Source organism: Methylobacterium nonmethylotrophicum (assembly GCF_004745635.1).
Lineage (GTDB): Bacteria > Pseudomonadota > Alphaproteobacteria > Rhizobiales > Beijerinckiaceae > Methylobacterium > Methylobacterium nonmethylotrophicum.
In genome coordinates this window covers 1-22,002 of sequence record NZ_SRLB01000058.1, presented here as the reverse complement: position 1 = coordinate 22,002, position 22,002 = coordinate 1, and the positions used below count along the sequence as shown (strand labels likewise).

Below are 22,002 nucleotides of genomic sequence, written 5' to 3'. Positions count from 1 at the left end.
ACTACCTGCAATACGGCGCGATCGAGGGCCGCTCGCCCCAGGGCGACGCCACCTTCGGATTCGGAACACAGGGCTGACCTCCCGCCCGCGAGCGCGGGCGGGAGGCGTCCCGCCTGCGGACCGAGGCCGGTCCGACCGGAATGACCATCATGGCGACCCGCCCGGACCACGTCGGTCCTGAAGCGCGGGTCGGGCGGGTTCCGGCACTCTGCCTCTGCGGAACCGCGCCGTGCCCGGCCGGTTGACCTCCACATCCCCAATCCGAGAGGAGGCACGACCATGGCCAATCCAGGCCTGCCCGGCCACGAGCCGAACCCCGGCGGCGGCATCCCGGGCGACGTCCCGCCGCCGGTCGCACCCGACGAACTGCCGGATACCGGCCCGACGGGGCCGCGCTCGCCCTATCCGGTGAACGATCCGGGAATCACCGAGCCGAACGGCCCGGGCTCCGAGCCGGACTACCTGCCGGGCGGCCCGACCAACCCGGGCACCCGGTTCTGAGGCACAGGAAGGGCGCCCCCGGGCGCCCTTCTCGCGTCAATGGCCGCCATGCGAGCTGCGCACGTCGCGCGGCGCGTTCAGGATCTCGTTGAGGGAGGTGGCGACGTGCCGTGCCTCCTCGTCGGTGAGGCGGAGCTGGAACGGCGGCAGCGCCCCGGCCTGCAAGGCGACGACCGCCTGGCCCTGGTCGTCGGTGCCGACCTCGATCGCCGCGGAGGTCACGTCCAGCATCGCGGCTTCCTCGTCGCCGAGGTCGTCCGCATCGGCCTCGTCCGGCTCGTGCATGACCGTGAGGAGCTGGCCCACGGCGCGCACCAGGGCCCGGGCCGCGCTGGCATCCATGATGACCGCGGTGGCCTGGTCGTCCTTCTGGAACGAGAGCTGGATGTTGGAACCTTCGAGGGAGACCGAGATACCCGCCATGGAGCGTCCGACACTGTACGATGTCGACCGTATATGGGAGCAATCTGCCGGACGCGACAGGGAATTCCACGCAGGGCCGGCCTGCATCACCCGAAACGCCCCGGCATCCGCGCGCGTTGAGCCGGCATCGGGGCGCAGCCGCGCCCGTCGGGAGAGCAGGCCGATGGCCAGGACCACCGAGGCCCAGAAGGGTACGATCGCGCGGGTGATGCATGAATTCAAGGAAGGCGAACTGGAGCGCCGCGACGGCGAGCCGGTGACCGACCGCCGCCAGGCCATCGCCATCGCGCTGCGCGAGGCCGGCGCCTCGAACCAGGAGAGTCCGGCCGACAACCGGGCGAACTTTCGCCGTACCCGCGGCAAGGAGCGCGACACGCGGTCCCACGCGAGCCGCGCCGACCTCTACGCCGAGGCGAGGCGCCGCGACATCAAGGGCCGCTCGCGCATGACGCGCGGCGAACTGGAGCAGGCCCTCAATCGTTGAGCGGGCTCCCGTCACCGGAGTATCCGCATGACCTCCAAGCAGCCGAAGACCACGACGCCGACCGATGCCGACCTGAAGGGCAATCCCGGCATCGGCACCTCGAAGGGCATGACGATGTCCGGCGGCGATCCGGAGGACCTGGCCGGCGCCAACACCGACGAGGGTGACGTCGGCAACGACACCACGCCCCAGGGCGGCGTCGATCCCAACCAGCGCGGGCGCACGAACCGCTGACACGCGTTCCGCGCGATTGAGGGGCGCCCTGCCTTGTTCCGGACAGACTACCTCCCTACATGGGGATCAGCGGCAACGGGCGGGCGGCCTCGGGCGATGCGCCCCGCGAAGGCTTTTCGAGCCCCGCGAACGAAGCTCCCCCCGGATATTTGGCGCCGTCGCGCCGCGCTGCTCTCGCACGAGGGCGGCCCGCCGCGACTTCTAACGAGACGAGGACGACCGCGTGAATACTGGTACTGTCAAGTGGTTCAACGACCAGAAGGGCTTCGGCTTCATCCAGCCGGATAACGGAGGCAAGGACGTCTTCGTCCACATCTCCGCGGTGGAGCGGGCCGGCCTGCGCGGCCTCGTCGAGGGCCAGAAGGTCTCCTACGAGCTGCAGGCCGACCGGCGCGACAGCACGAAGATGTCGGCCGTGAACCTGCAGGTCGCCTGAGGCGGCCCGACGGCCGGGGTTCACGAGATCTTAACGGAGACCCGTTAAGGTTAAAGGAACCTTGGCCGCGCCGGAGCGCCGGGGGGCCCACGGGTCTGACCCGCGCTTCGACGGCAGCCTCATGGCTGCCCGACCACGCACAGGCGCTCCCGTCGGGAGCGCCGCAACGATAGAAGAAAAAACATCCATGTTGTTCGAATTCACCCGGCGCGACGGCGCGCCGACCGTCTTCAATGACGGCACCACCTTCCACGTCGACCAGATCAGCCGTTTCGGCGAGGGCACGCGCCCGATCGACGTCAGCCACCTGATCGACAAGAGCTACGGCTACCACTCGTCCCGCGAGCTGCGCTGGCACCTCGCCGAGCGCTTCGGCCTGACGCCGAACGCGGTGGCCCTGCGCGAAGCCCATTAGGGTCTCGCGGCTCTTCAACAACCGCCGTCATGGTACGAGGCGGGCCGCGCGCGAGCGCGGACCCGCCTTTGTCGTGTTCACGCCAGACGCAGCAGCCCGGCCAGGGCCGCCACGTCCCCCGGATTGTCCGACAGCAGCGCGTCGACCTCGCCGTTGGCCAGCGCCCGGACATGCCGGCAATCGGGCCGGAACCGCGCCCCGGCGCAGGAGCAGCGCAGGCGCGGGCCGTCGCGGCCCTCGATCAGCCGCACGTCGTAAGGCGTGCCGGTGCTCCCCCGGACGACGAAATGCAGGACCGGCGCGCGCGCCGGCCGCGGCGCCACGCCGCGCAAGGCCCGCGCGGCGATGCCGTCGGGCGCCCGTTCCCCCTCCCCGGCCCGCTCGCGGGCGAGGCCGAGGCGGCGGGCGAGGCTGACGATGTCCGGCGCCCCGGATTCCCGCATCACCGCCAGGGCGATCTCGGCGCACGCATAGGCGTCCTCGCCGGCATCGTGGTGGCGAAACGTCACCCCGACCCGCGCGGCGAGCGCCGAGAGCCGGTAGGTCCCCTGCCCCGGCCCGCCCTCCCCCGGCCAGTGCCGGCGGGCGAGCTGCACCGTGCAGAGCGAGGTGTAGGCTGGCTGGGCCAAGCCGTAGGCCTGGAGCGTCGCGGCGAGCACCCCGACGTCGAAGCTGGCATTGTGGGCGAGCACCAGGCTCCCGGCGATCTCCGGCAGGAACGGCGCCATGGCTTCGGGGAAGCTCGGCGCGTCCGCCACGTCCCGCGGCCGGATGCCGTGGACCCGGATGTTGCCCGGCGAGAAGCGCATCTCGGCCGGGCGGATCAGCCGCGCTTCCCGCCGCACCACCCGGCCGCCCTCGATCCAGGCGAGACCGACGGCGCAGGGACTGTCGCGGCGCTCGTTGGCGGTCTCGAAGTCGATCGCAATCGTGCGGGGGAAGGTCATGCGGGCGCCTTCCCGCGGGAAGGCGACGAATTTCAGGCGGAGGCGACCATCGCCAGCCACTCGTCCTCCGACACCACCTTGACGCCGTGCTTCTCCGCATCCTTGAGCTTGCTGCCGGCGCCGGGTCCCGCCACGACCAGGTCGGTCTTGGCCGAGACCGAGCCCGAGACCTTGGCGCCGAGGCGCTCGGCCGTCGCCTTGGCCTCGCTGCGGGTCATCCGCTCCAGGGTGCCGGTGAACACAACGGTCTTGCCGGCAAAGGCCGCTCCTTGCGCCACCGGCGCGGCCCGCTCGGTCTCGACCTCGGCCAGCAGCGCCTCCACCGCCGCGACGTTGTGCGCCTCCGAGAAGAACTGGATGAGCGAGGCGGTGGTCACCGCGCCGATCTCGCCGTCATCGGCGAGCGCCCGGTAGGCGTCGCCGGGGACCTGCCGCGCCGCCCGCTCCACCGCCGCCCGCAGGCCGGCGGAATCGCCATAGGCCTCGACCAGGGACTCGCGCTGCGGCGTCGAGAGGCGGGCCACCGCGCCGCCGGCCAGGAGATCGGCGTCCGGCGCCTCGGCCGCGGTCGCGAGCAGCCGGTCGCGGGTCGTGGCGCCGACGCGGTCGAGGCTCGCGAGCGCGATCCAGTCCGGCCCCGGCTGGCAGGCCGCCGCCGCGGCGACGCCTGTCATCAGGGCCGGCATGTCCGGAAAATGCTTGGCGAGGGCCTTGGCGGTGGCCTCCCCGACCTGCTCGATGCCGAGGGCGAAGATGAACCGGTTGAGCGGGATGGTTCGGCGCGCCTCGACCCCGGCGAGGAGGTTCCTGATCGCCTTGTCCTCGTCGTCCTTCTTCTTGGCCGCCTTCTTGACCTCCTTGCCGGCGGCGAGCGCCCGCTCGGCCGAGAGCGCCTGGCGCCGGGCGAGGACCGCGGCCTTCAGGGGCTCGAATTCGAGCCGGAAGAGGTCGGCGGGCTGGCGCACCAGGCCGGCCTCGAACAGGGTCTCGATGTAGGTCTCGCCGAAACCCTCGATGTCGAAGGCGTTGCGGGAGACGAAGTGCTTCAGGCGCTCCTGTCCCTGCGCCGGGCAGATCAGGCCGCCGGTGCAGCGGCGCACCGCGTCGAGCTTGCCGGTGCGGGGGTTCAGGCCCCGCACCGCGTGGCTGCCGCAGGCCGGGCAGGTCTCGGGAAAGCGGTAGGGCACGGCGTCCTTCGGGCGCCGCTCCAGCACCACGTCGGCGACCTTCGGGATCACGTCGCCGGCGCGCAGCACCACCACCGTATCGCCGACGCGGACGTCCGAGCCTTGCGCCAGGTCGACGTCGTCGCGCAGGGTCTGGCCTGTCCAGACCGGGACGCCGCTGCGGATCGCGTTCCCGTCCGCATCGACGCCGTGGACGTAATCCTCGTTGTGGAGCGTGGCGTTCGACACCACGACGCCGCCGACCGTGACGGGCCGCAGCCGCGCCAGCGGGTTGAGCGAGCCGGTGCGCCCGACATTGATGTCGATCGCCTCGACCACCGTGGTCGCGCGCTGGGCCGGGAACTTGTGCGCCAGCGCCCAGCGCGGGGCGCGTGCCACGAAGCCGAGGCGGCGCTGGAGCGCGAACGCGTCCACCTTGTAGACGACGCCGTCGATGTCGTAGCCGAGCTCAGGCCTCTTCGCCTCGATCATCCGGTAATGCGCCAGCATCGCGGCGGCATCGCTGCACAGGACCGTCAGCGGGTTCACCGGCAGACCCCACTCCCGGAAGCCCTCGATCATCTCGTACTGGGACTCGGCCGGAAGCGACGACATCTCGCCCGCGGCGTAGGCGAAGAAGCGCAGAGGCCGGGAGGCGGTGATGCTGGCATCGAGCTGGCGCAGGGACCCCGCGGCGGCGTTGCGCGGGTTGGCGAAGAGCGGCTTCCCGGCCTGCTCCTGGCGGGCGTTGATCCCGGCGAAATCGGCGTGCGACAGGTAGACCTCGCCGCGCACCTCGCACACGGCCGGCCAGCCCTCGCCGGCCAGCACCTCGGGAATCTCCTTGATCGTCCGCACATTGGCGGTCACGTCCTCGCCGACCTCGCCGTCGCCCCGGGTCGCCGCGGTGACGAGGCGTCCGTCCTCGTAGCGCAGGGACAGCGACAGGCCGTCGATCTTCGGCTCGGCCGTGAAGGCGACGGATTCCGTCGCGGACAGGCCGAGGAAGCGGCGCACCCGCTCGACGAACTCGCCGATCTCCTCGTCCGAGAAGGCGTTGCCCAGCGAGAGCATCGGCACCGCGTGCCGCACCTTGGCGAACTTGTCCGACGCCTTGGCGCCGACGCTGGCCGAGGCCTCGCCGGTGCCGGCGAGATCGGGGAAGCGCGCCTCGATCGCCTCCAGCTTCCGGCGCAGGGCGTCGTAATCGGCATCCGAGATCGTCGGCGCATCCTCGCCGTGATAGCGCCGGTCATGCTCCGCGATCTCCGCCGAGAGAGCGGCGTGGAGGCTCTGCGCGCGCGGCGGGTCGAGGTCGTCGAGGGCGGGGTCGCGGGTGGGGGGCATGGACGCTCGTTACGCGAGGATCTGGTCGGGCCTGATCTAGGGCGTCCGGCGCGGGCGGCGGCGGGCGCGGGCCGGGCCTGTCGTGCCTGAGGATGGCGAGGATTTCGTTAACCAGGCGGTCTCGCACGATCGACGCGGCAGTCCGGGCGGTCGTGGCGGCATGCCGGCCGGGTCGGCGCTCTCGTTCGGAGCCCTCCAGGTCGTCCCGGGGCCGCGCAGCGGAGCCCGGGACGGCCCGGAGGGCTTCATGGACCGCGCAGAACGGCGGGTTCCCTTATCGGGCGAGTTGACCGATGCTCGCGCGGTAGACAGCGATGAGGTCGACCTGAATGACCATCAAGGTTCCTGATTTCGACAGCGCTCCATCCGCCATGCGCTCGAACAGGCCGTGATGCGGGCGATGAACGCCGGGACGGAGCGGTGAGACGGTGTCGCAGACAGGAGCGCCCGGGATGCCACGCAGCGCCATGACGTCCTGCGATCGCCCTCCGGTGCCCGAGGATCGCCGCCCGCCCGTGCTCGCGCATGAGAGGTTTCGCCAGAACGCCGACCCCCTGTCGCGCCTCTCGGTCGCCGAGAGGTTCAGATTCATCTACGAGCACAACCTCTGGGGCGCGGACACCTCCGTGTCCGGCCTGGGCTCCGAGATGAAGGCCACCGACGCCATCCGGAGCGCCCTGCCGCGGCTGCTTCGGGACCTCGACGTCGCGACCCTCCTCGACGCGCCGTGCGGGGATGCCGGCTGGATCTCGCGCGTCGACCTCGGCGGCGTTCGCTACGTCGGTCTCGACATCGTGCCCGACATCGTGTCCCGCAACCGGAGCCTGTACCCCGCGCTCGGCGAGTTCGCCGTGGCCGACCTGATCCGTGACGACCTTCCGCGATCGAACGCGATCCTGTGTCGGGATTGCCTGGTCCATCTGAGCTTCGCCCATATCGACGCGGCGCTCGGCAACTTCCTCCGCTCGGGTGCGCGCTGGCTCATGACGACCACCTTCACGCAGTGGCGCCGCAACGCGGATTGCGACGACGGGGACTGGCGTGCGCTGAACTTCGAGGCGGCGCCGTTCGCCTGGGGACCGCCCGTCGCGATCGTGAACGAGGATTGCGACGAAGGCGGCGGGGGCTGGCGCGACAAGAGCCTGGCGGTGTGGGACCTGGCGTCGATCGCCGGGGCACGAGGCCGGGATCGCCCCGGGCCGATTCTCGGCGCGTCGGCGGGATGAGGGCGGCGCGTGGCGCGCAGGCCGGTCAGACGGTCGCGGCTCCCGCCTGCTCCCGCCGCGCCATCACCTTCGCCTTCCACCCGAGAGCCGGCCGCTCGACGAGACGCCAGGAGAGGGCCGCCACCGCGAGGGTGAGGAGGAGCGACGGCCCGAGCAGCCACCACGCCGAGGCCGCCGGATAGAGCGCATGCAGGCTCTGCTGCACCGGCCAGCCGTACAGATAGGTGCCGTAGGACAGGTCCGCCCGCGGATCGAGGGCCGGGTGGCGGAGCGGCGGGGCGAGGCCGAGGCACAGGACGGCGTAGGCCTCGGCGAGGAAGAGCGCCGGCGGGTAGAGGGCGGTGCCGTGCAGGAAGCCCGCGAGCGCCAGGAGGCCGAGGGCCATGGGCCAGCTCAGGCGGGCCCGGTCGGCATAGAGAAACAGGGCCGCACCGGCGGAGAAGATCAGCGGCAGGCGCAAGGACGTTTCCAGCGCCTTCGGCATCTCGCCCGCCCGCAGTCCGGCGAGCGCGAGGGCGAGCGCGAGGCCGGCGACGAGCAGGGGCGCGAGCCAGCGCCGCCGCAGGGTGCCGAGGAGACCTGCCGCCAGGAGGCCGAGATAGCACAGGACCTCGTATTTCAGCGTCCAGACCGTCCCCATCGGGAACCGGAACGGATTCTCCGGGAAGACCCCCGGCAGGGCGGCATTGCTCTTGAAGGTGGTGAGCGTGCCTTGGATGAACCGCCACAGGCTCGGGTCGGCCCAGTAGGCGGAGAGCGGCAGGCGCGTCATCAGGCTGCCGAGGCCGAGCGCCACGACGAGGGTCGCCGCCACCAGCCCGGGGAGGATGCGCAAGGCGCGTGCGACGAGGTAGTCGCGGGGGCCGCGGCGCACCAGGCTCATGGTGACCAGGAAGCCCGAGACGGCGAAGAAGCCGTTCACCGCGTGCTCGCCCAGCGTGTAGCCGGTGAGGCGCGTGAGCGGCTCGTCGAGGACGGCGCCGGTCGTGACGCTGAAGCCGTGCGAGACCACGACGAGGAGGGCCAGCGCCAGCCGGACCGCCCCGAAGGCGTTGTCGGGCCGCGCGAGGCCGGCCGCGACGGTCGCAGCCCTCACCACGGGCCGGTGTCCGGCGCCGCCGCGTGCTCCGGGGCCAGGCCCTCCCGCGCCAGCGCGGAGCGACCCCGACGGGCCGCCCAGGCGCCGGCGACCGAGCCGCCGTAGCGCTCCACCCCGGAGCGCCGGAAGGCGAGCGCCGCCAGCAGCGCCTTCGCGCCGTTCGTCGCCAGCGTCCCGATCGTCGGGTCCGGCAGGCCGTATTTCCGCGAGACATAGGCGCGCGACCAAGCCTGGTGCCAGCGCGAGCGCCGCACCCGGCCGGGCTCAGGGGCGCTCGAGGCGCCGCGCCCGTGCAGCGCCACCGCGCCGTGGACGTGGACGAGCGCCTTTCCCGCATCGGCGATCCGGCGGCAGAGGTCGTCGTCCTCGTAGAACAGGAAGATCTCAGGGTCGAACCCGCCGAGCGACAGGAAGAGGTCGCGGCGCACCATCAGGCAGGCCCCCGACAGGAACGGCGCGCAGGCATCGCCCTCCGGCGGATGAAGCCGCCCGCGCGGGTTGGTGAGGTAGGGGGCGAGCAGCGAGCGCGGCTGGTAGAAGAACCGCCCGTCCGGCTCGACGATGCGGGGGGCGAACAACCCCGCATCCGGATAGGCCTGCGCCGCCGCGAGCAGCGCGTCGGCGCTGCCCGGCTGGAGCTCGACGTCGGGGTTGACGATCAGGGCGTACTCGGCCCGCCCCGCCGCCCAGATCCCGGCATTGTTGGCCCGGCCGTAGCCCTCGTTGCGGGGAAGCCGCAGCACCCTGGCACCCAGGGACGCGGCGAGGTCGGCCGAGCCGTCTCGGCTCGCATTGTCGACGACGAGTGCCGGCACGTGCTCGCGGGCGAGCGCCGCGAGGCAGGCCGGCAGGACGCCGGCGCTGTCATGCGCGACGACGACCGCGACGAGGCCGGGCACGTCCGCCGATCAGCCCTGCTTCTGCGGCAGGTTGAGGCGGATGTGCAGCTCGCGCAGCTGCTTGGCCGTCACCTCGGAGGGCGCGCCCATCATCAGGTCCTCGGCGCGCTGGTTCATCGGGAACAGCACGACCTCGCGGATGTTCGGCTCGTTGCAGAGCAGCATCACGATGCGGTCGACGCCCGGCGCGATGCCGCCGTGCGGCGGCGCGCCCATCTTCAGGGCGTTCAGCATGCCGCCGAACTTGGCCTCCAGCACATCCCGAGGGTAGCCGGCGAGGCCGAAGGCCTTCTCCATCACCTCGGGGCGATGGTTGCGGATCGCGCCCGACGACAATTCGATGCCGTTGCAGACGATGTCGTACTGGAACGCCTTGATACCGAGGATCGTCGCGTGGTCCTCGGGGTCGAGGGCCATGAAGGCGTCGTGGTCGAAATTCGGCATCGAGAACGGGTTGTGGGAGAAGTCGACCCGCTTCTCGTCCTCGTTCCACTCGTACATCGGGAAGTCGGTGATCCAGCAGAACGCGAACTGGTCCTTGTCGGACAGGGCCAGCTCGTCGCCGATCCGGATGCGCGCCTTGCCGGCGAGCCCGGCCGCCTTGGCCTCGGGGCCGGCGGAAAAGAACACCGCGTCGCCGGCCTTGATCCCGGCCTTGGCGGCGATGGCGGCCTGCGCCTCTGCGGCCACGAACTTGGCGATCGGCCCGCGGCCGGTGAGCGCGCCGTTCTCCTCCTCGAACACGATGTAGCCGAGGCCGGGCGCGCCCTCGGAGCGGGCCCAGTCGTTGAGCTTGTCGAAGAACGAGCGCGGCTGGGACGCCGCGCCGGGAGCCGGCACCGCGCGGACCACGCCGCCAGCCTTGATGGCGTTCTTGAACGCGTTGAAGGTCACGTCGTCGCGCAGGAACTCGTCCGTCACGTCGGCGATGACGAGCGGGTTGCGCAGGTCCGGCTTGTCGACGCCGTATTTCAGCATCGCGTCGGCGTAGGGGATGCGCACGAAGCTCTCGGAGACCCGCTTGCCGTCGGCGAATTCCTGGAACACCGAGCGCAGCACCGGCTCCACCGCCTGGAACACGTCCTCCTGGGTGACGAAGCTCATCTCGATGTCGAGCTGGTAGAACTCGCCCGGCGAGCGGTCGGCCCGGGCGTCCTCGTCGCGGAAGCACGGCGCGATCTGGAAGTACCGGTCGAAGCCGGCGATCATCGTCAGCTGCTTGAACTGCTGCGGGGCCTGCGGCAGGGCGTAGAACTTGCCCGGATGCAGGCGCGACGGCACCAGGAAGTCGCGGGCGCCCTCCGGCGAGGAGGCGGTGAGGATCGGGGTCTGGAACTCGAAGAACCCGCCCTCGCGCATCCGCCGGCGCAGCGAATCGATGATCGCGCCGCGGCGCATGATGTTGGCGTGCAGCTTCTCCCGGCGCAGGTCGAGGAAGCGGTACTTGAGGCGCGTCTCCTCCGGATAGTCCTGGTCGCCGAAGACCGGCATCGGCAATTCGGCGGCGGCGCCCAGCACCTCGAGGTCGGTGATGTAGACCTCGACCGCACCGGTCGGGAGTTCCGCGTTCTCGGTGCCGGCCGGCCGCTGGCGCACCCGCCCGTCGATCCGGATCACCCATTCCGAGCGCACGGCTTCCGCGGCCTTGAAGGCCGCGGAATCGGGGTCGATCACGCATTGCGTGATGCCGTAATGGTCGCGCAGGTCGATGAACAGCACGCCGCCGTGGTCGCGGACGCGGTGGCACCAGCCGGAGAGGCGGACGGTCGCGCCGACGTCGGACGGGCGGAGCGCCCCGCAGGTATGGGTACGATAGCGGTGCATGGGCGTGTCTTAAGCTGTCTCGATCGGGCCGGCAGGCCGGGCGCGCGGGCGGGCCGCCCGGCGGGAAAAGGCTGTCGGCACCCATTCACGAAGGGGGGAAGCGAAGTCAAGCGCGGGCCGCCGGAACCGGCCCTGCGGGGCGGCGTCCAGGCTTGTGGAACAAACATCGAACACTTATATTATCTTCATGGATCAGCACAGCTTTTTCGGCTCGTTCGAGCCGCATCCCGACGCCCTGCCGGACCCGCCCCGGGACACCCCCGCGGCGGCCCGCCCGACCACCCCGGAGGCCCGCGCCATGCCCGAGGACCGTCACGACGCGCCCATCGAGCGGCGAGACGCGCGCGTCGAGCGCCCGAACGCGCTCATCGAGCGCCAGGACGGCGCCTGGCGGGTGCTGCCGATCGAGGGCCGGTTCGAGCTCGTCTACGAGGATGGCAACGGCGCCTGGAGCGTGCGGCGGCTGCAGGCGCACGAGCTCAAGATCGGCCCGGGCCGCGTGCTCGTCGGCGGCACCGACCGCGACCGGGACGGCTACCGGGGCTTTCGCGCCGACCGGATCCACCGCCTGACCGACCGCGACACCGGCGAGCGGGTGGAGCGCAACATCCTCGACTGGCTCACCCGCCGGGCGGAAGGAACGCGGCGCGCCCGGGCGGCGGCGCTGCGCAGGGCGGCGCGCGAGATCAGGCAACCGGGCGACGGGTCGCGCGCCGCGTGATCCCGGTTCACCAGATTCCGGTTCACCATGCCGCCCAATCCCCACAACTCGCGTCGCGGGCGTCTCGCTCTCGGCGGCCGGCTCCGTTATAGCCGGGTGTCATGAAGCTCATGACTTCGACGGAAGAACTCGCCTCCGCCTGCGCGCGTTTCGCCACGCAACCCTTCGTGACCGTCGACACGGAGTTCATGCGCGAGACGACCTATTATCCGAAGCTGTGCCTGATCCAGATCGCGGCGCCGGACGGGTCGACCGCGCTCGTCGATCCGCTGGCGCCCGGCATCGATCTCTCGCCGTTCTTCGCACTCATGGGCGACGAGCGGGTGCTGAAGGTCTTCCACTCGGCGCGGCAGGACCTCGAGATCATCTGGCTGCTCGGCGGATTGCTGCCGCAGCCCTTCTTCGACACCCAGGTCGCCGCGATGGTCTGCGGCTACGGCGACTCGGTCTCCTACGAGCAGCTGGTCAACGACGTCGCCAAGGCCAAGATCGACAAGTCCTCGCGCTTCACCGACTGGTCGCGCCGGCCGCTCTCGGACGCGCAGCTGAGCTACGCGCTCTCGGACGTCACCCACCTGATCAAGGTCTACGAGGTGCTGGCCCGCGAACTCCTGTCGACCGACCGCGGTGCGTGGCTCGACGAGGAGATGGCGGTCCTCACCTCTCCTGACACCTACCGGGCCGACCCGGACCAGGCCTGGCGCCGCCTGAGCAGCCGCATGCGCAAGGCCCGCGAGATCGCGGTGCTGATGGAGGTGGCGGCCTGGCGCGAGCGCGAGGCGCAGACCCGCAACGTGCCCCGCGGCCGCATCCTGAAGGACGAGGCGGTGATCGACATCGCGACCGCCGCCCCGCGCAGCGTCGAGGCGCTGGGGCGCCTGCGCACGATTCCCGCCGGGTTCGAGCGCTCGCGCACCGGGGCCGACATCCTGGCCGCCGTCGAGCGCGGCCTGTCCCGCGATCCCGCCACGGTACCGATGCCGGAGCGCGGCCGCCCGCGCAGCGGCGGCAACGGCGCCCTGGTCGAACTCCTCAAGGTGCTGCTGAAGGCGGTCTGCGAGGAGGAGCGCGTGGCGCCGAAGATCATCGCCACCGTCGACGACCTCGAGGCCCTGGCCGAGGACGACGCAGCCGACGTGCCGGTCCTGCACGGATGGCGCCGCGGCCTCTTCGGCGAGAAGGCGCTGGCGCTCAAGGCCGGGCGGCTGGCGCTCTCGGCGGAGCGGGGGCGCGTGGTGGTGCGGGAGCTGGAGAGCGGGCCCTCCTGAGACGAACCCGTCCCTCGGCCGACGGCCCGACGATCCGACTGCTTGCTTCACCCTGGCGGGACCGGGACGCCGTGGGCAACCGATCCGCGCGGCGTCTGGGCGAAGCCGGCATCCGCTTCGCGACAAGCAACCGGGCAAGCCGTCGCCTGACGCGATCGATCGGGTGTCGGCTGAGCGGCCGCCGGCGCGACCCTCACCCAGTCCGGGCGGCGCCCTCGCCGCCGGCGCTGCGGAACGCCTTCAGCTCCTCGATCGACGCGAAGTGGAAGCGTCCCGCCGGTGTATCGGCGTCGATCGTCCCGTCAGCGTACATCGTGTAGGTGTTGTCGCCGGAATCGTAGGTGCCGATGACCGTCTTGCCCGGCGGCTCCTCGATGACGGGCTCCTGCGCCGGAGGCTCGGGCTCGGGCGCCGCGGCGGGCGTCGGCACCGGGTCGTGCGCGGGTTCCGGCCCCACCGCGTCGGCCGGCTCGGCCGGGACCGGCTCCTCCGCCGGGACGGCGCGGACGGGCTCCTGCGGCGCGTGGGGCGGCGGCAGGGGCGGCGGTGCCGCATCGTGCGGGGCCGGCTCCGCCGGCAGGTCGGGGTCGTCCGCCCGCCTCAGCCGCAGCTCGCTCGCGGCGAGGCCGGCCGCCGCCACGGCGGCCCCGGCTGCCAGCGCCGCACCGCCGTCGAGGCCCGCCGGCTCGGCCGGGCGCGGCTCGGGGGCCGGCTGCCGGGCGGGGAGCGGCGGCGTCGGGATCGGGACCGGCGGCAGGAGCGGCTCGGTGCGGCTTGCCCGGACCGGCATCTCGGCCGGCGCGGCGCCGGATGCGCGCTCGCTCAGGGCGCGCTCGATCCGACCGAGCCGCGCGACCGCGGCGGTGATCCCGAGCAGGACCGCGCCGCCGCTCGCCCCCACCGTCCCGGCGATCACCATGGTCCAGCCGACCTCGAGCCGCACGAAGGGGATGCCCTGGACGATCGCGGCGAGGCCGCCGATCAGCATCAGGAGGGCGAGCACGAACAACGCGACGATCATCGGATTCTCGGACGGGCGACGGGAGGCAGCCGAACGGGCGGTCCGGGGCATGGAAAGCCCCGTCCGCCCGTCACGGGTCCAGACTTAACGGCGGCAGCCGCATTTGCAAAATCGCCGCGCTTCGCCGGGCGCGATAACCCGGCGCGATAACCCGGAATGAGGCCGCCGCGACGGGCCGGCGGCGTTGCCGGCGGCAGGACACCGACTTAGGTAGACGCGGGTGCCGCGGCGGCGCCTCTTCGGGACCGCCGCGCCCAGCCCGTGCGATCAAGCCCGTGCGATCCGGAGACACGCCATGGCCTTCACGCTGCCCGAACTCCCCTATGCCTACGACGCGCTGCAGCCCTACATGTCGAAGGAGACCCTGGAGTTCCATCACGACAAGCACCACAAGGCGTATGTCGACACCGGCAACAAGCTCCTCGAGGGCTCGGAGCTCGCCGGCAAGAGCGTCGAGGAGGTGGTGAAGGCCTCCTACGGCCAGAACCAGCCGCTGTTCAACAATGCCGGCCAGCACTACAACCACATCCACTTCTGGCAGTGGATGAAGCCGAACGGCGGCGGTGCGATCCCGGGCGCGATCGAGAAGAAGATCGCCGAAGACCTCGGCGGCACCGACAAGTTCAAGGCCGACTTCATCCAGGCCGGCGTGTCGCAGTTCGGCTCCGGCTGGGCCTGGCTCGCGGTGAAGAACGGTAAGCTCGAGATCATGAAGACCCCGAACGGCGAGAATCCGCTGGTGCACGGCGCCAAGCCGATCCTCGGCGTCGACGTCTGGGAGCACTCCTACTACATCGACTACCGCAACCGTCGTCCCGACTACCTCAAGGCATTCATCGAGAACCTGGTGAACTGGGAGCACGTCGAGAAGATGTACGGCGAGGCGATCGCCTGATCGGCCCAGTCACCGGTATTGTGAGCCCCCTTGCCGGCCTCGGCGAGGGGGTTTTTTGTTGCACATCGCCTGATCGGCGATCGAGACTGCCGAGGTTTCCATGACTCGACGTCATCCCGGGTTCCGTTGCGCGGCCCCGGGATGACCAGGAAGGTCTTGATCCCCGAAGGTCTTGCTTCCCTCGGTGACGATCAGGCGAGGTCCGAGACCCGCACGGGCCCCGGCACGAGCCGCAAGCCCTCCCGCTCCAGGAACTCCCCGAACCGCACCGAGCCGAGATAGGCGAGTTCCAGCGGCCGGCTCTCCACCACCGGATCGAGGTCGCGCAGGCCCTGGTCGATCTCTCCCGGATGGCACATCACCACGGGCGCGGGCCCGAGCGCCCGGAAGCTGCGCGCGAACGCCTCCGCGAACCCGTCTCCGGCCGCGAAATCCGAGAAGCCGGAGAAGCCGCGATTGGTGGAGAACCCCGCCCGCCGGGCCGCTCCGCGAAAGCCCAGGCCCAAGCCCGCGACCACGATGGCCTTGCGGGCGTGCGGCCGGGCGAGGATCGCGCCGGGCGCGTCGCCCGGGTCGCGCAGCCAGCCCTGCCAGCCGCGCGCTTTGAGGGCGCCGAGGAGTGCCGCCCGCACCCCCGGCAGGACGTGGACGTGCTGGTGCCCGTCGACGAAGTCCGGCAGGTGGCCGATCGCCGACGCGAAGGCGTCGAGCTGGCGCTCGATCTCGGGCCGGACGTCGGAGGCGGCGAGGCGCCCCGACAGGCTCAGGCCCAGGAGCCGCCCGAGCGGCGGCAGGCGCCCGTCCGGCGCGAGGCGCGGCAGCGGCCCGAGCGGCGCGCCGGCGGTCAGGGTGAGGTGGAGGCCGAGCCCGGTCGTGCCGCGAAGCTCCCCGAGCGCTGCGGCTGCCTCCCGGAAGGCCGGGATGTTGGTCATCGCCCCGGTGGCTGATATGCGTCGCCCTCGCGCCAGCGCGAGGATCCCCCGGCTGACGCCCGGGCTCAGGCCGTAATCGTCGGCGCAGAGCACGACCGGGCGCCGTTCAGGAAGCATCGCGTAGATCTCGAGCGTGAGAGCCGCCGGTGAGCGCACCGGCCTGTCGACCGCCGCCGCCGGCCCCCGCCGGCGCGACACACCGAAACGAGGGACAGCGCCGTGGAGCTGTTCAGACACCCCAAGCCGGCCGACCTGAGCGTCGTCATACCGGTCTTCAACGAGAGCGCCAACGTGGCGCCGCTGCTTGCCCGCCTGGTGCCGGTGCTGGAGCGCCTGACGCCGTCCTGGGAGGTGGTGTTCGTCGACGACGGCAGCCACGACGACACCGCCGCGGTGGTGGCCGCCCACCACGCCGCGGAACCCCGCATCGGCGCGGTCTCGTTCAGCCGCAACTTCGGCAAGGAGATCGCCATCGCGGCCGGGCTCGACCACGCCCATGGCCGCGCGGTGGTGATCATGGACGCCGACCTGCAGCACCCGCCCGAGCTGATCGCGACCTTCTGGGCGCGCTGGCAGGAGGGCAACGTCATGGTCTACGCCCAGCGCACCGACCGGGACGACGAGAGCGCGATGCGCCGCGGCTTCGCCCGGCTGTTCTACCGGCTCTTCGCCCGCTTCGGCGAGATGCCGCTGCCCGAGGGCGCCGGCGACTTCCGCCTGATCGACCGCAAGGGCGTGGAGGTGCTGCGCTCGCTGCCCGAGCGCGCCCGCTTCTCGAAAGGGCTCTATTCCTGGATCGGCTTCCGCTCGGTGGGCGTGCCCTACACCGTGGAGGAGCGCCAGCACGGCAGCTCGAAATGGAGCTTCCGCAAGCTCTTCCGCTTCGCCTTCGACGGCATCACCTCGTTCTCGACCGTGCCGCTGCGGGTCTGGACCTATCTCGGCGGCGCCATCGCGACCATCGCGTTTCTCACCGCGCTCTACTTCATCGCCGACACCCTGCTGCGCGGGCCCGACGTGCCGGGCTACGCTTCGCTGATCGTCTCGGTGATGTTCTTCTCCGGCGTGCAGCTGATGTCGCTCGGCATCATCGGCGAGTATATCGGCCGCATCTTCGCCGAGGTGAAGCGGCGACCGCTCTACGTCGTCGCCGACCGCCTCGGCCCGGCGGCCGAGGACCACGACCGGGCCGTGCGCGACGACCGCCGCGCGAACCGGCCGGCGCGCTATTCCGGCGCCGCGTGAGGCCTTCGGGTCCCGCCCGGCCCGATCGGCCTGTGCTATCCACGGCGGCATGATTCGCAGCATCCTCTCGGTCGGCGGCTGGACGCTGGTCTCGCGGGCGACCGGCTTCCTGCGCGACGTGGTCATGGCGGCCGTGATGGGCGCAGGCCCGATCGCGGACGCCTTCGTGGTGGCCTTCCGGCTGCCGAACCACTTCCGCGCCATCTTCGGCGAGGGGGCCTTCAACGTCGCCTTCGTGCCGACCTATGCGGCCCTCGACGCCGAGGACGGCGCCGCGCGCGCCTTCGCCGACCGGGTCTTCTCCCTGATGCTGCTGGTGCAGGTCGGGCTCCTGATGCTCGCCCTGCCGCTGATGCCGCTGATCGTGCGGGCGCTCGCCCCCGGCTTCGCGGACGAGCCGGAGAAATTCGACCTCGCGGTGACGCTCACCCGCATCACCTTCCCGTACCTGCTGTTCATCACCCTGGTGACGCTGCTGTCCGGGATCCTGAACGCCCGCCGGCGCTTCGCCGCCGCCGCCGCCGCCCCAGTTCTGCTCAACCTGTCGCTGCTGGCGGCGCTCGCCCTCGCATTCCTGTTCCCGAATGCCGGATACGCCGCCGCCTGGGGCGTCGCCGTCTCGGGGGTGCTGCAGTTCCTGCTGGTCTGGGCCGATGCGAGGCGCGCGGGCCTCGCCCCGTCCCTGGTGCGCCCGACCCTGCGGGATGCCGGCATGCGCCGCTTCTTCGCCATGCTGGGGCCGGCGGTGATCGGCTCGGCGGGCGTGCAGATCGCGATGTTCGCCGACACGATCATCGCGTCGTTCCTGCCGACCGGCGCGGTCTCGGCGCTCTATTACGCCGACCGGCTCTACCAGCTGCCCTTCGGGGTGATCGGCATCGCGGCCGGCACGGTGCTGCTGCCGGAGATGAGCCGGCGCATCGCGGCGGGCGATCCCGAGAGCGCGCATGCGGCGCAGAACCGGGCCACCGGCTTCTCGCTCGCCCTGTCGGCGCCCTTCGCGGTCGCGTTCCTGCTGGTGCCGGACCTGATCATGACGGCGCTGTTTCAGCGCGGCGCCTTCGACGCCGAGGCGGCCGCGCGCTCCGGCGCGGTGCTGGCGGCCTACGGCCTCGCCCTGCCGGCGGCCGTGCTGATCCGCAGCATCGTGGCGAGCTTCTACGCCCGCCAGGACAGCCGCACGCCCGTCGTCGCCTCGCTCACCGCCGTGGCGGTCAACGTGGCGCTCAAGGTCGCGCTCACCGGTCCCCTCGGGGTGATGGGCCTGGCGCTCGCCACCGCCGCCGGGGTCTGGGTCAACGTGCTGATCCTGTTCGTGCTCGCGCGCCGGCGCGACTGGACGGCGCCGAGCCGCACGCTCGTCGTCACCGCCGGCGGGGTGCTGGCCGCCTGCGGGGTCATGGCCGCCTGCACGCTGGGCGGCCTGCCGCTGATCGAGCGGCTGATGCCGTCCCTGCCGCGCTTCCGCGAGCTCGCCGTGCTCTCCGCCCTCGGCATCGCCGGGCTCGTCGCCTATGCGGGAACGCTGCTCGCGGCCCTGCGGCTGTTCGGGGTACGGCTGCGGCGGGTGTGAGAGCGTGGCGTGAGAGGCTGACGCCTCGGTCCCGGCCCCGGGGAGGGCCGGGCCGTCCCGCCCTTCCGCTCGGCCTTCTTTCATGACGCCAATCATGATAGGAAGCGGATGACGGCCATTCCCGATGACGGCGACGGCGAGGGAGCAGCCCTTCGATGCGGGTGACGCGCGAGCAGGTCCGGGAGAACCGGCGCCGCATCCTCGAGGCGGCGGGCCGGCTCCTGCGCGAGAAGGGCTTCTCCGCCGTCACCGTGGCCGAGGTGATGGAGGCGGCGGGCCTGACCCATGGGGGCTTCTACGGCCACTTCGCCTCGAAGGAGGACCTCGCCGCGCAGGCCCTCGCCCAGGCGCTGATCCCGGCGCCCCGGGAGCCCGGCGCGGCGGCGGGCCTCGCGGGCTTCGTCGCCAGCTACCTCTCGGCCGCCCACCGCGACCGGCCGGGCACCGGCTGCGCGCTGGCGGCGCTCGGCGGCGAGGCGGCGCGCCAGCCGGCGCCTGTGCGGCGCGCCTTCACGGAGGGTCTGGAGGCGCGGCTGTCCCGGATGCAGGAAGGGCTGCCGGAAGGCGACCGCGCGACGGCACTCGCGGCTCTGTCGGGCCTCGTCGGCGCCCTGGTGCTGGCCCGGGCCGTGGACGACCCGGCCCTGTCCGACGAGATCCTGGCGGCGGCGCGCACCGCCCTGGAGCCTCTCGGCGATCGTCGCGCCGATCCGCCTTGCGCCGCCGCGCCTCGCACCGGCCGCCCCTGAATCAGGCTGGCAGGAGTTTGGTAACCCTGCCGTGACCATCCTGCCCGGCGTCCTTGCCCGAGGCCGGTGATGGTGTTGCGTGTTGCGTTTCCGTACCTGCCCCCGGCAGTCGCCTTCGCCTGGATCGTTGGCACCGGCCTCGCCGCCGCCGTCGAGCCTGCGGCGCCGGTGCCGCCCGCATCGGTGCCGGGCCCGGCGACCCAGGCGCAGCCCCCGGCCGAGACGCCCCCCGCCCCACCGGCCGCCGCCGAGCCCGCGCGGCGGGAGGCGACGGCGGCGCCCGAGACGCTGCCGAGCGGCACGGTGCCCCTCGCGGTCGGCCCGATCCAGCCCGGCGCCGCCCCCAGGACGAGTGACGGAAAGCCGGCCGAGAGCAAGCCGGCCGACGCGAAGCCGGCGGTCAAGAAGGTCTCGCGCGAGCTGCCGCCCCTGGTGGTGGCCAGGATGTCGCAGGACGCCACCCCGACCCTGACGGCGGCGACCTTCCTCGACACGCTGCGGGCGGCGGAACGCTACCAGGCCCTGGTCGAGGCCGGCGGCTGGCAGCCCCTGCCGGCCGACCTCACGCTGAAGCCCGGCGAGCACAACCCGGCGGTGCCGGCCCTGCGCCGCCACCTCGTCCTCACCGAGGACCTGGCCCCGGGCGGGCCCGAGACCGATGCGCTCGACCCCGGCCTCGTCGCGGCGCTCAAGCGCTTCCAGGCCCGGCACAACTTGCCCGAGACCGGGCTTCTCGGCCGCCAGACCGTGGCGGCCCTCAACGTGCCGGCCGGCGTGCGCCAGCGCCAGCTCGCCGCCTCGGCCAACCGCCTGATCGGGTCGAGCTTCCCGTTCGGCGAGCGCTACGTGGTGGTGAACATCCCCTCGGCTGCCGTCGAGGCGGTGGAGCGCGGCAGCGTGGCCCGGCGCTACGTCGCGGTGGTGGGCAAGCCCGACCGCCCCTCCCCGGCCGTCGAGACGAAGATCACCAACATCAACTTCAACCCGACCTGGACCGTGCCGGTGTCCCTGATCAAGAAGGACATCATCCCGCACATGCGCAAGGACCCGGGCTACCTCGCCAAGATGCACATCCGGATGCTCGACGGGCAGGGTCAGGAGGTGCAGCCGGAGGCCGTCGACTGGTCGACCGAGCGGGCGGTGAACTACACCCTGCGCCAGGACCCGGGCTTCGACAACTCGCTCGGCCAGGTGCGGATCGACATGCCGAACCGGCACGCGGTCTACATGCACGACACGCCGTCGAAGTCGCTGTTTTCCCGCGACGTGCGCTTCCACTCCTCGGGCTGCGTGCGCGTCGCCGACGTGAAGGCGCTGGTGGGCTGGCTGCTCGAGGGCACGCCGGGCCCGAACGGCCCCGGCTCGGCGTGGGGGCCGATGGAGATCGAGACCGGCATCGCCACCGGCGAGCGGCGGGACATCAAGGTGGCCAAGCCCGTGCCGGTGACCTTCGTGTACCTCACCGGCTACGCCACCCCGGACGGGCGGGTTCACTTCCGGGACGACGTCTACGGCCTCGATAGCGGCAAGGAGTCCGGCAAGGATCCGGTCAAGCCGGCCGACGTCGCCGCGACCGGGGCGCTCGCCAAGCCACTGGCCGCCAAGCCCGCGCTCGCCAAGCCCGCCCTTGCCAAGCCCTCCCTTGCCAAGCCGGCGCCCGCGACGCCGGGCGTCGCCAGGGCCGTTCCGGCCCAACCGGCCTCGGCGAAGCCCTCCACCGCGGCCGGGCCTGCGCAGCCCGTCCTCAAGGCCGCGCCGAAGCCCGCCGGAGCGCCCAGGATCGCCCCGGCCGACAAGCCGGCCGCCGCGACGGCGGCGCCCCGGACCGCGCCGGCCCCGAAGGCTCCGCCGTCCGTTCCGCCGGCCTGACCCGTGCCGAGACACGTCGACCGCGCACCGCGGCGACGATGGGATCGTATCTCGAACCTGTCCGGCTGACGCTGCCGCGTTCGCGGCGAACACCCGCACCTCGCGGCGCATCGGCCTGATCCCGGCGAGGGACGGAGCAGCGGGAGGCGCGCCCTGCGTCGGCGTCGTCGCGCGGCCGGAGGACAAGCCGCACGCCGCTCCCGCCGATCGACATCGTTGCCGCCCCGCGCGACCGAGATATCCGCGTCGCGGGCGTCGGCGGGTTCGGCCAGCGCCGGAAGAGGCGACAGCGTTGCGTGCGGCGTCGTCACGATCGCCACCGTAAAAGTAACCCCCGGCGCACGCACAAAGGTGCCGGCAGGCCGCAGCTTTCATTGTTTATTATACGTTCCAGCGCTCACCCTGATGGGCCGAGCCAGTCATAGCACGCCGTGCGCGCATGATCCCGATGATTGAACCTTGCGCAGTGCGCACATGAGACAATGCACCTTCCGTCGATGCTGAAGCGCCGCGCCCCTCCATTGACGAACCTCTGCCCCGACGGCCGCCTGCTCCGGCGCTTCGGGCATGATCGCGGCGGCGCCTTCCTGATCGCCTTCGCGGTCGCCCTGCCGATCCTGCTCGGCTCGGTGAGCGCCGCCATCGAGTACAGCCGCCTGCTCTACCGCAAGGCGCAGTTGCAGAGCGCCGTCGATGCCGGCGTGCTCGCCGGCGCCAACATGCTCAAG

The 22,002-nt window shown here is 72.2% G+C and carries 23 protein-coding genes; 14 read left to right on the top strand and 9 right to left on the bottom strand.

Going from position 1 to position 22,002, the window contains the following annotated elements:
• Positions 1–279 precede the first annotated feature (279 nt).
• Positions 280–501, top strand: coding sequence for a hypothetical protein (locus EU555_RS34405; protein ID WP_135419804.1), 222 nt, complete (start codon positions 280–282; stop codon positions 499–501).
• Positions 502–537: 36 nt separating this feature from the next.
• On the opposite strand, the gene EU555_RS34400 is transcribed toward EU555_RS34405, so the two are convergent.
• Positions 538–924: a hypothetical protein gene (locus EU555_RS34400; protein WP_135419803.1), complete on the bottom strand. Its 387-nt coding sequence runs from the start codon at positions 922–924 to the stop codon at positions 538–540.
• 163 nt (positions 925–1,087) lie between these two features.
• On the opposite strand from EU555_RS34400, the gene EU555_RS34395 reads away from it, so the two are divergent.
• The 4 genes from EU555_RS34395 (at position 1,088) to EU555_RS34380 (ending at position 2,493) form a co-directional block, all read left to right on the top strand.
• Positions 1,088–1,408, top strand: a complete 321-nt coding sequence (locus EU555_RS34395) for a DUF6496 domain-containing protein (protein ID WP_135419802.1) — start codon at positions 1,088–1,090, stop codon at positions 1,406–1,408.
• Between the two features lie 27 nt (positions 1,409–1,435).
• Entirely contained in the window at positions 1,436–1,642 is a 207-nt protein-coding gene (locus tag EU555_RS34390; protein WP_135419801.1) for a hypothetical protein, read from the top strand.
• A gap of 223 nt (positions 1,643–1,865) precedes the next feature.
• A complete protein-coding gene (locus EU555_RS34385) occupies positions 1,866–2,078 on the top strand; it encodes a cold-shock protein (RefSeq protein WP_048429112.1) in 213 nt (70 codons plus the stop codon).
• Between the two features lie 187 nt (positions 2,079–2,265).
• The gene (locus EU555_RS34380) at positions 2,266–2,493 is read left to right on the top strand and encodes an AsnC family transcriptional regulator (RefSeq protein ID WP_135419800.1); all 228 of its coding nucleotides are present in this window, start codon (positions 2,266–2,268) and stop codon (positions 2,491–2,493) included.
• A gap of 77 nt (positions 2,494–2,570) precedes the next feature.
• On the opposite strand, the gene EU555_RS34375 is transcribed toward EU555_RS34380, so the two are convergent.
• The 3 genes from EU555_RS34375 to EU555_RS34365 form a co-directional block, all read right to left on the bottom strand.
• On the bottom strand, positions 2,571–3,440 hold the full coding sequence (locus EU555_RS34375) for a 3'-5' exonuclease (protein ID WP_135419799.1): 870 nt from the start codon (positions 3,438–3,440) through the stop codon (positions 2,571–2,573).
• Positions 3,441–3,472: 32 nt separating this feature from the next.
• Positions 3,473–5,953, bottom strand: coding sequence for an NAD-dependent DNA ligase LigA (gene ligA / locus EU555_RS34370; protein WP_135419798.1), 2,481 nt, complete (start codon positions 5,951–5,953; stop codon positions 3,473–3,475).
• A 274-nt stretch (positions 5,954–6,227) separates the two neighbouring features.
• The gene (locus tag EU555_RS34365) at positions 6,228–6,422 is read right to left on the bottom strand and encodes a hypothetical protein (RefSeq protein ID WP_135419797.1); all 195 of its coding nucleotides are present in this window, start codon (positions 6,420–6,422) and stop codon (positions 6,228–6,230) included.
• Between the two features lie 22 nt (positions 6,423–6,444).
• Between EU555_RS34365 and EU555_RS34360 the strand changes: the two genes are divergently transcribed.
• Positions 6,445–7,179: a class I SAM-dependent methyltransferase gene (locus EU555_RS34360; RefSeq protein ID WP_245524639.1), complete on the top strand. Its 735-nt coding sequence runs from the start codon at positions 6,445–6,447 to the stop codon at positions 7,177–7,179.
• 25 nt (positions 7,180–7,204) lie between these two features.
• Here EU555_RS34360 and EU555_RS34355 read toward each other — a convergent pair whose 3' ends face one another.
• The 3 genes from EU555_RS34355 to aspS are packed head-to-tail and all read right to left on the bottom strand — an operon-like array spanning position 7,205 to position 11,001.
• Positions 7,205–8,275: an acyltransferase family protein gene (locus EU555_RS34355; RefSeq protein WP_135419796.1), complete on the bottom strand. Its 1,071-nt coding sequence runs from the start codon at positions 8,273–8,275 to the stop codon at positions 7,205–7,207.
• Entirely contained in the window at positions 8,272–9,177 is a 906-nt protein-coding gene (locus EU555_RS34350) for a glycosyltransferase family 2 protein (RefSeq protein ID WP_135419795.1), read from the bottom strand. Before EU555_RS34350 ends, EU555_RS34355 begins: the two co-directional genes overlap by 4 nt.
• Positions 9,178–9,186: 9 nt before the next feature.
• Positions 9,187–11,001: an aspartate--tRNA ligase gene (gene aspS / locus EU555_RS34345; protein WP_135419794.1), complete on the bottom strand. Its 1,815-nt coding sequence runs from the start codon at positions 10,999–11,001 to the stop codon at positions 9,187–9,189.
• 187 nt (positions 11,002–11,188) lie between these two features.
• Between aspS and EU555_RS34340 the strand changes: the two genes are divergently transcribed.
• Together EU555_RS34340 and rnd are read left to right on the top strand one after the other, a co-directional pair.
• On the top strand, positions 11,189–11,722 hold the full coding sequence (locus tag EU555_RS34340) for a hypothetical protein (protein WP_425375182.1): 534 nt from the start codon (positions 11,189–11,191) through the stop codon (positions 11,720–11,722).
• Between the two features lie 101 nt (positions 11,723–11,823).
• Positions 11,824–12,990, top strand: a complete 1,167-nt coding sequence (rnd, locus tag EU555_RS34335; protein ID WP_135419793.1) for a ribonuclease D — start codon at positions 11,824–11,826, stop codon at positions 12,988–12,990.
• Positions 12,991–13,183: 193 nt separating this feature from the next.
• On the opposite strand, the gene EU555_RS34330 is transcribed toward rnd, so the two are convergent.
• Positions 13,184–14,011: a hypothetical protein gene (locus EU555_RS34330; protein ID WP_205821053.1), complete on the bottom strand. Its 828-nt coding sequence runs from the start codon at positions 14,009–14,011 to the stop codon at positions 13,184–13,186.
• Between the two features lie 295 nt (positions 14,012–14,306).
• Here EU555_RS34330 and EU555_RS34325 point away from each other — a divergent pair, with 295 nt between their 5' ends.
• Positions 14,307–14,906, top strand: a complete 600-nt coding sequence (locus tag EU555_RS34325) for a superoxide dismutase (RefSeq protein WP_060850279.1) — start codon at positions 14,307–14,309, stop codon at positions 14,904–14,906.
• A gap of 191 nt (positions 14,907–15,097) precedes the next feature.
• On the opposite strand, the gene EU555_RS34320 is transcribed toward EU555_RS34325, so the two are convergent.
• Complete coding sequence (locus EU555_RS34320; RefSeq protein WP_135419792.1) at positions 15,098–15,955, bottom strand: ChbG/HpnK family deacetylase; 858 nt, start codon at positions 15,953–15,955, stop codon at positions 15,098–15,100.
• 102 nt (positions 15,956–16,057) lie between these two features.
• Here EU555_RS34320 and EU555_RS34315 point away from each other — a divergent pair, with 102 nt between their 5' ends.
• The 5 genes from EU555_RS34315 to EU555_RS34295 form a co-directional block, all read left to right on the top strand.
• Positions 16,058–17,083 carry a glycosyltransferase family 2 protein gene (locus EU555_RS34315; protein ID WP_135419791.1) on the top strand — a complete coding sequence of 342 codons (1,026 nt, stop codon included), beginning with the start codon at positions 16,058–16,060 and terminating at the stop codon, positions 17,081–17,083.
• 49 nt (positions 17,084–17,132) lie between these two features.
• Positions 17,133–18,656, top strand: coding sequence for a murein biosynthesis integral membrane protein MurJ (gene murJ, locus EU555_RS34310; RefSeq protein ID WP_135419790.1), 1,524 nt, complete (start codon positions 17,133–17,135; stop codon positions 18,654–18,656).
• A 155-nt stretch (positions 18,657–18,811) separates the two neighbouring features.
• A complete protein-coding gene (locus EU555_RS34305) occupies positions 18,812–19,405 on the top strand; it encodes a TetR/AcrR family transcriptional regulator (protein ID WP_135419789.1) in 594 nt (197 codons plus the stop codon).
• A gap of 69 nt (positions 19,406–19,474) precedes the next feature.
• The gene (locus EU555_RS34300) at positions 19,475–21,274 is read left to right on the top strand and encodes a L,D-transpeptidase family protein (protein WP_135419788.1); all 1,800 of its coding nucleotides are present in this window, start codon (positions 19,475–19,477) and stop codon (positions 21,272–21,274) included.
• Between the two features lie 482 nt (positions 21,275–21,756).
• Positions 21,757–22,002: TadE/TadG family type IV pilus assembly protein (locus tag EU555_RS34295; protein WP_135419787.1), on the top strand; the 246-nt coding region annotated here is incomplete at its 3' end.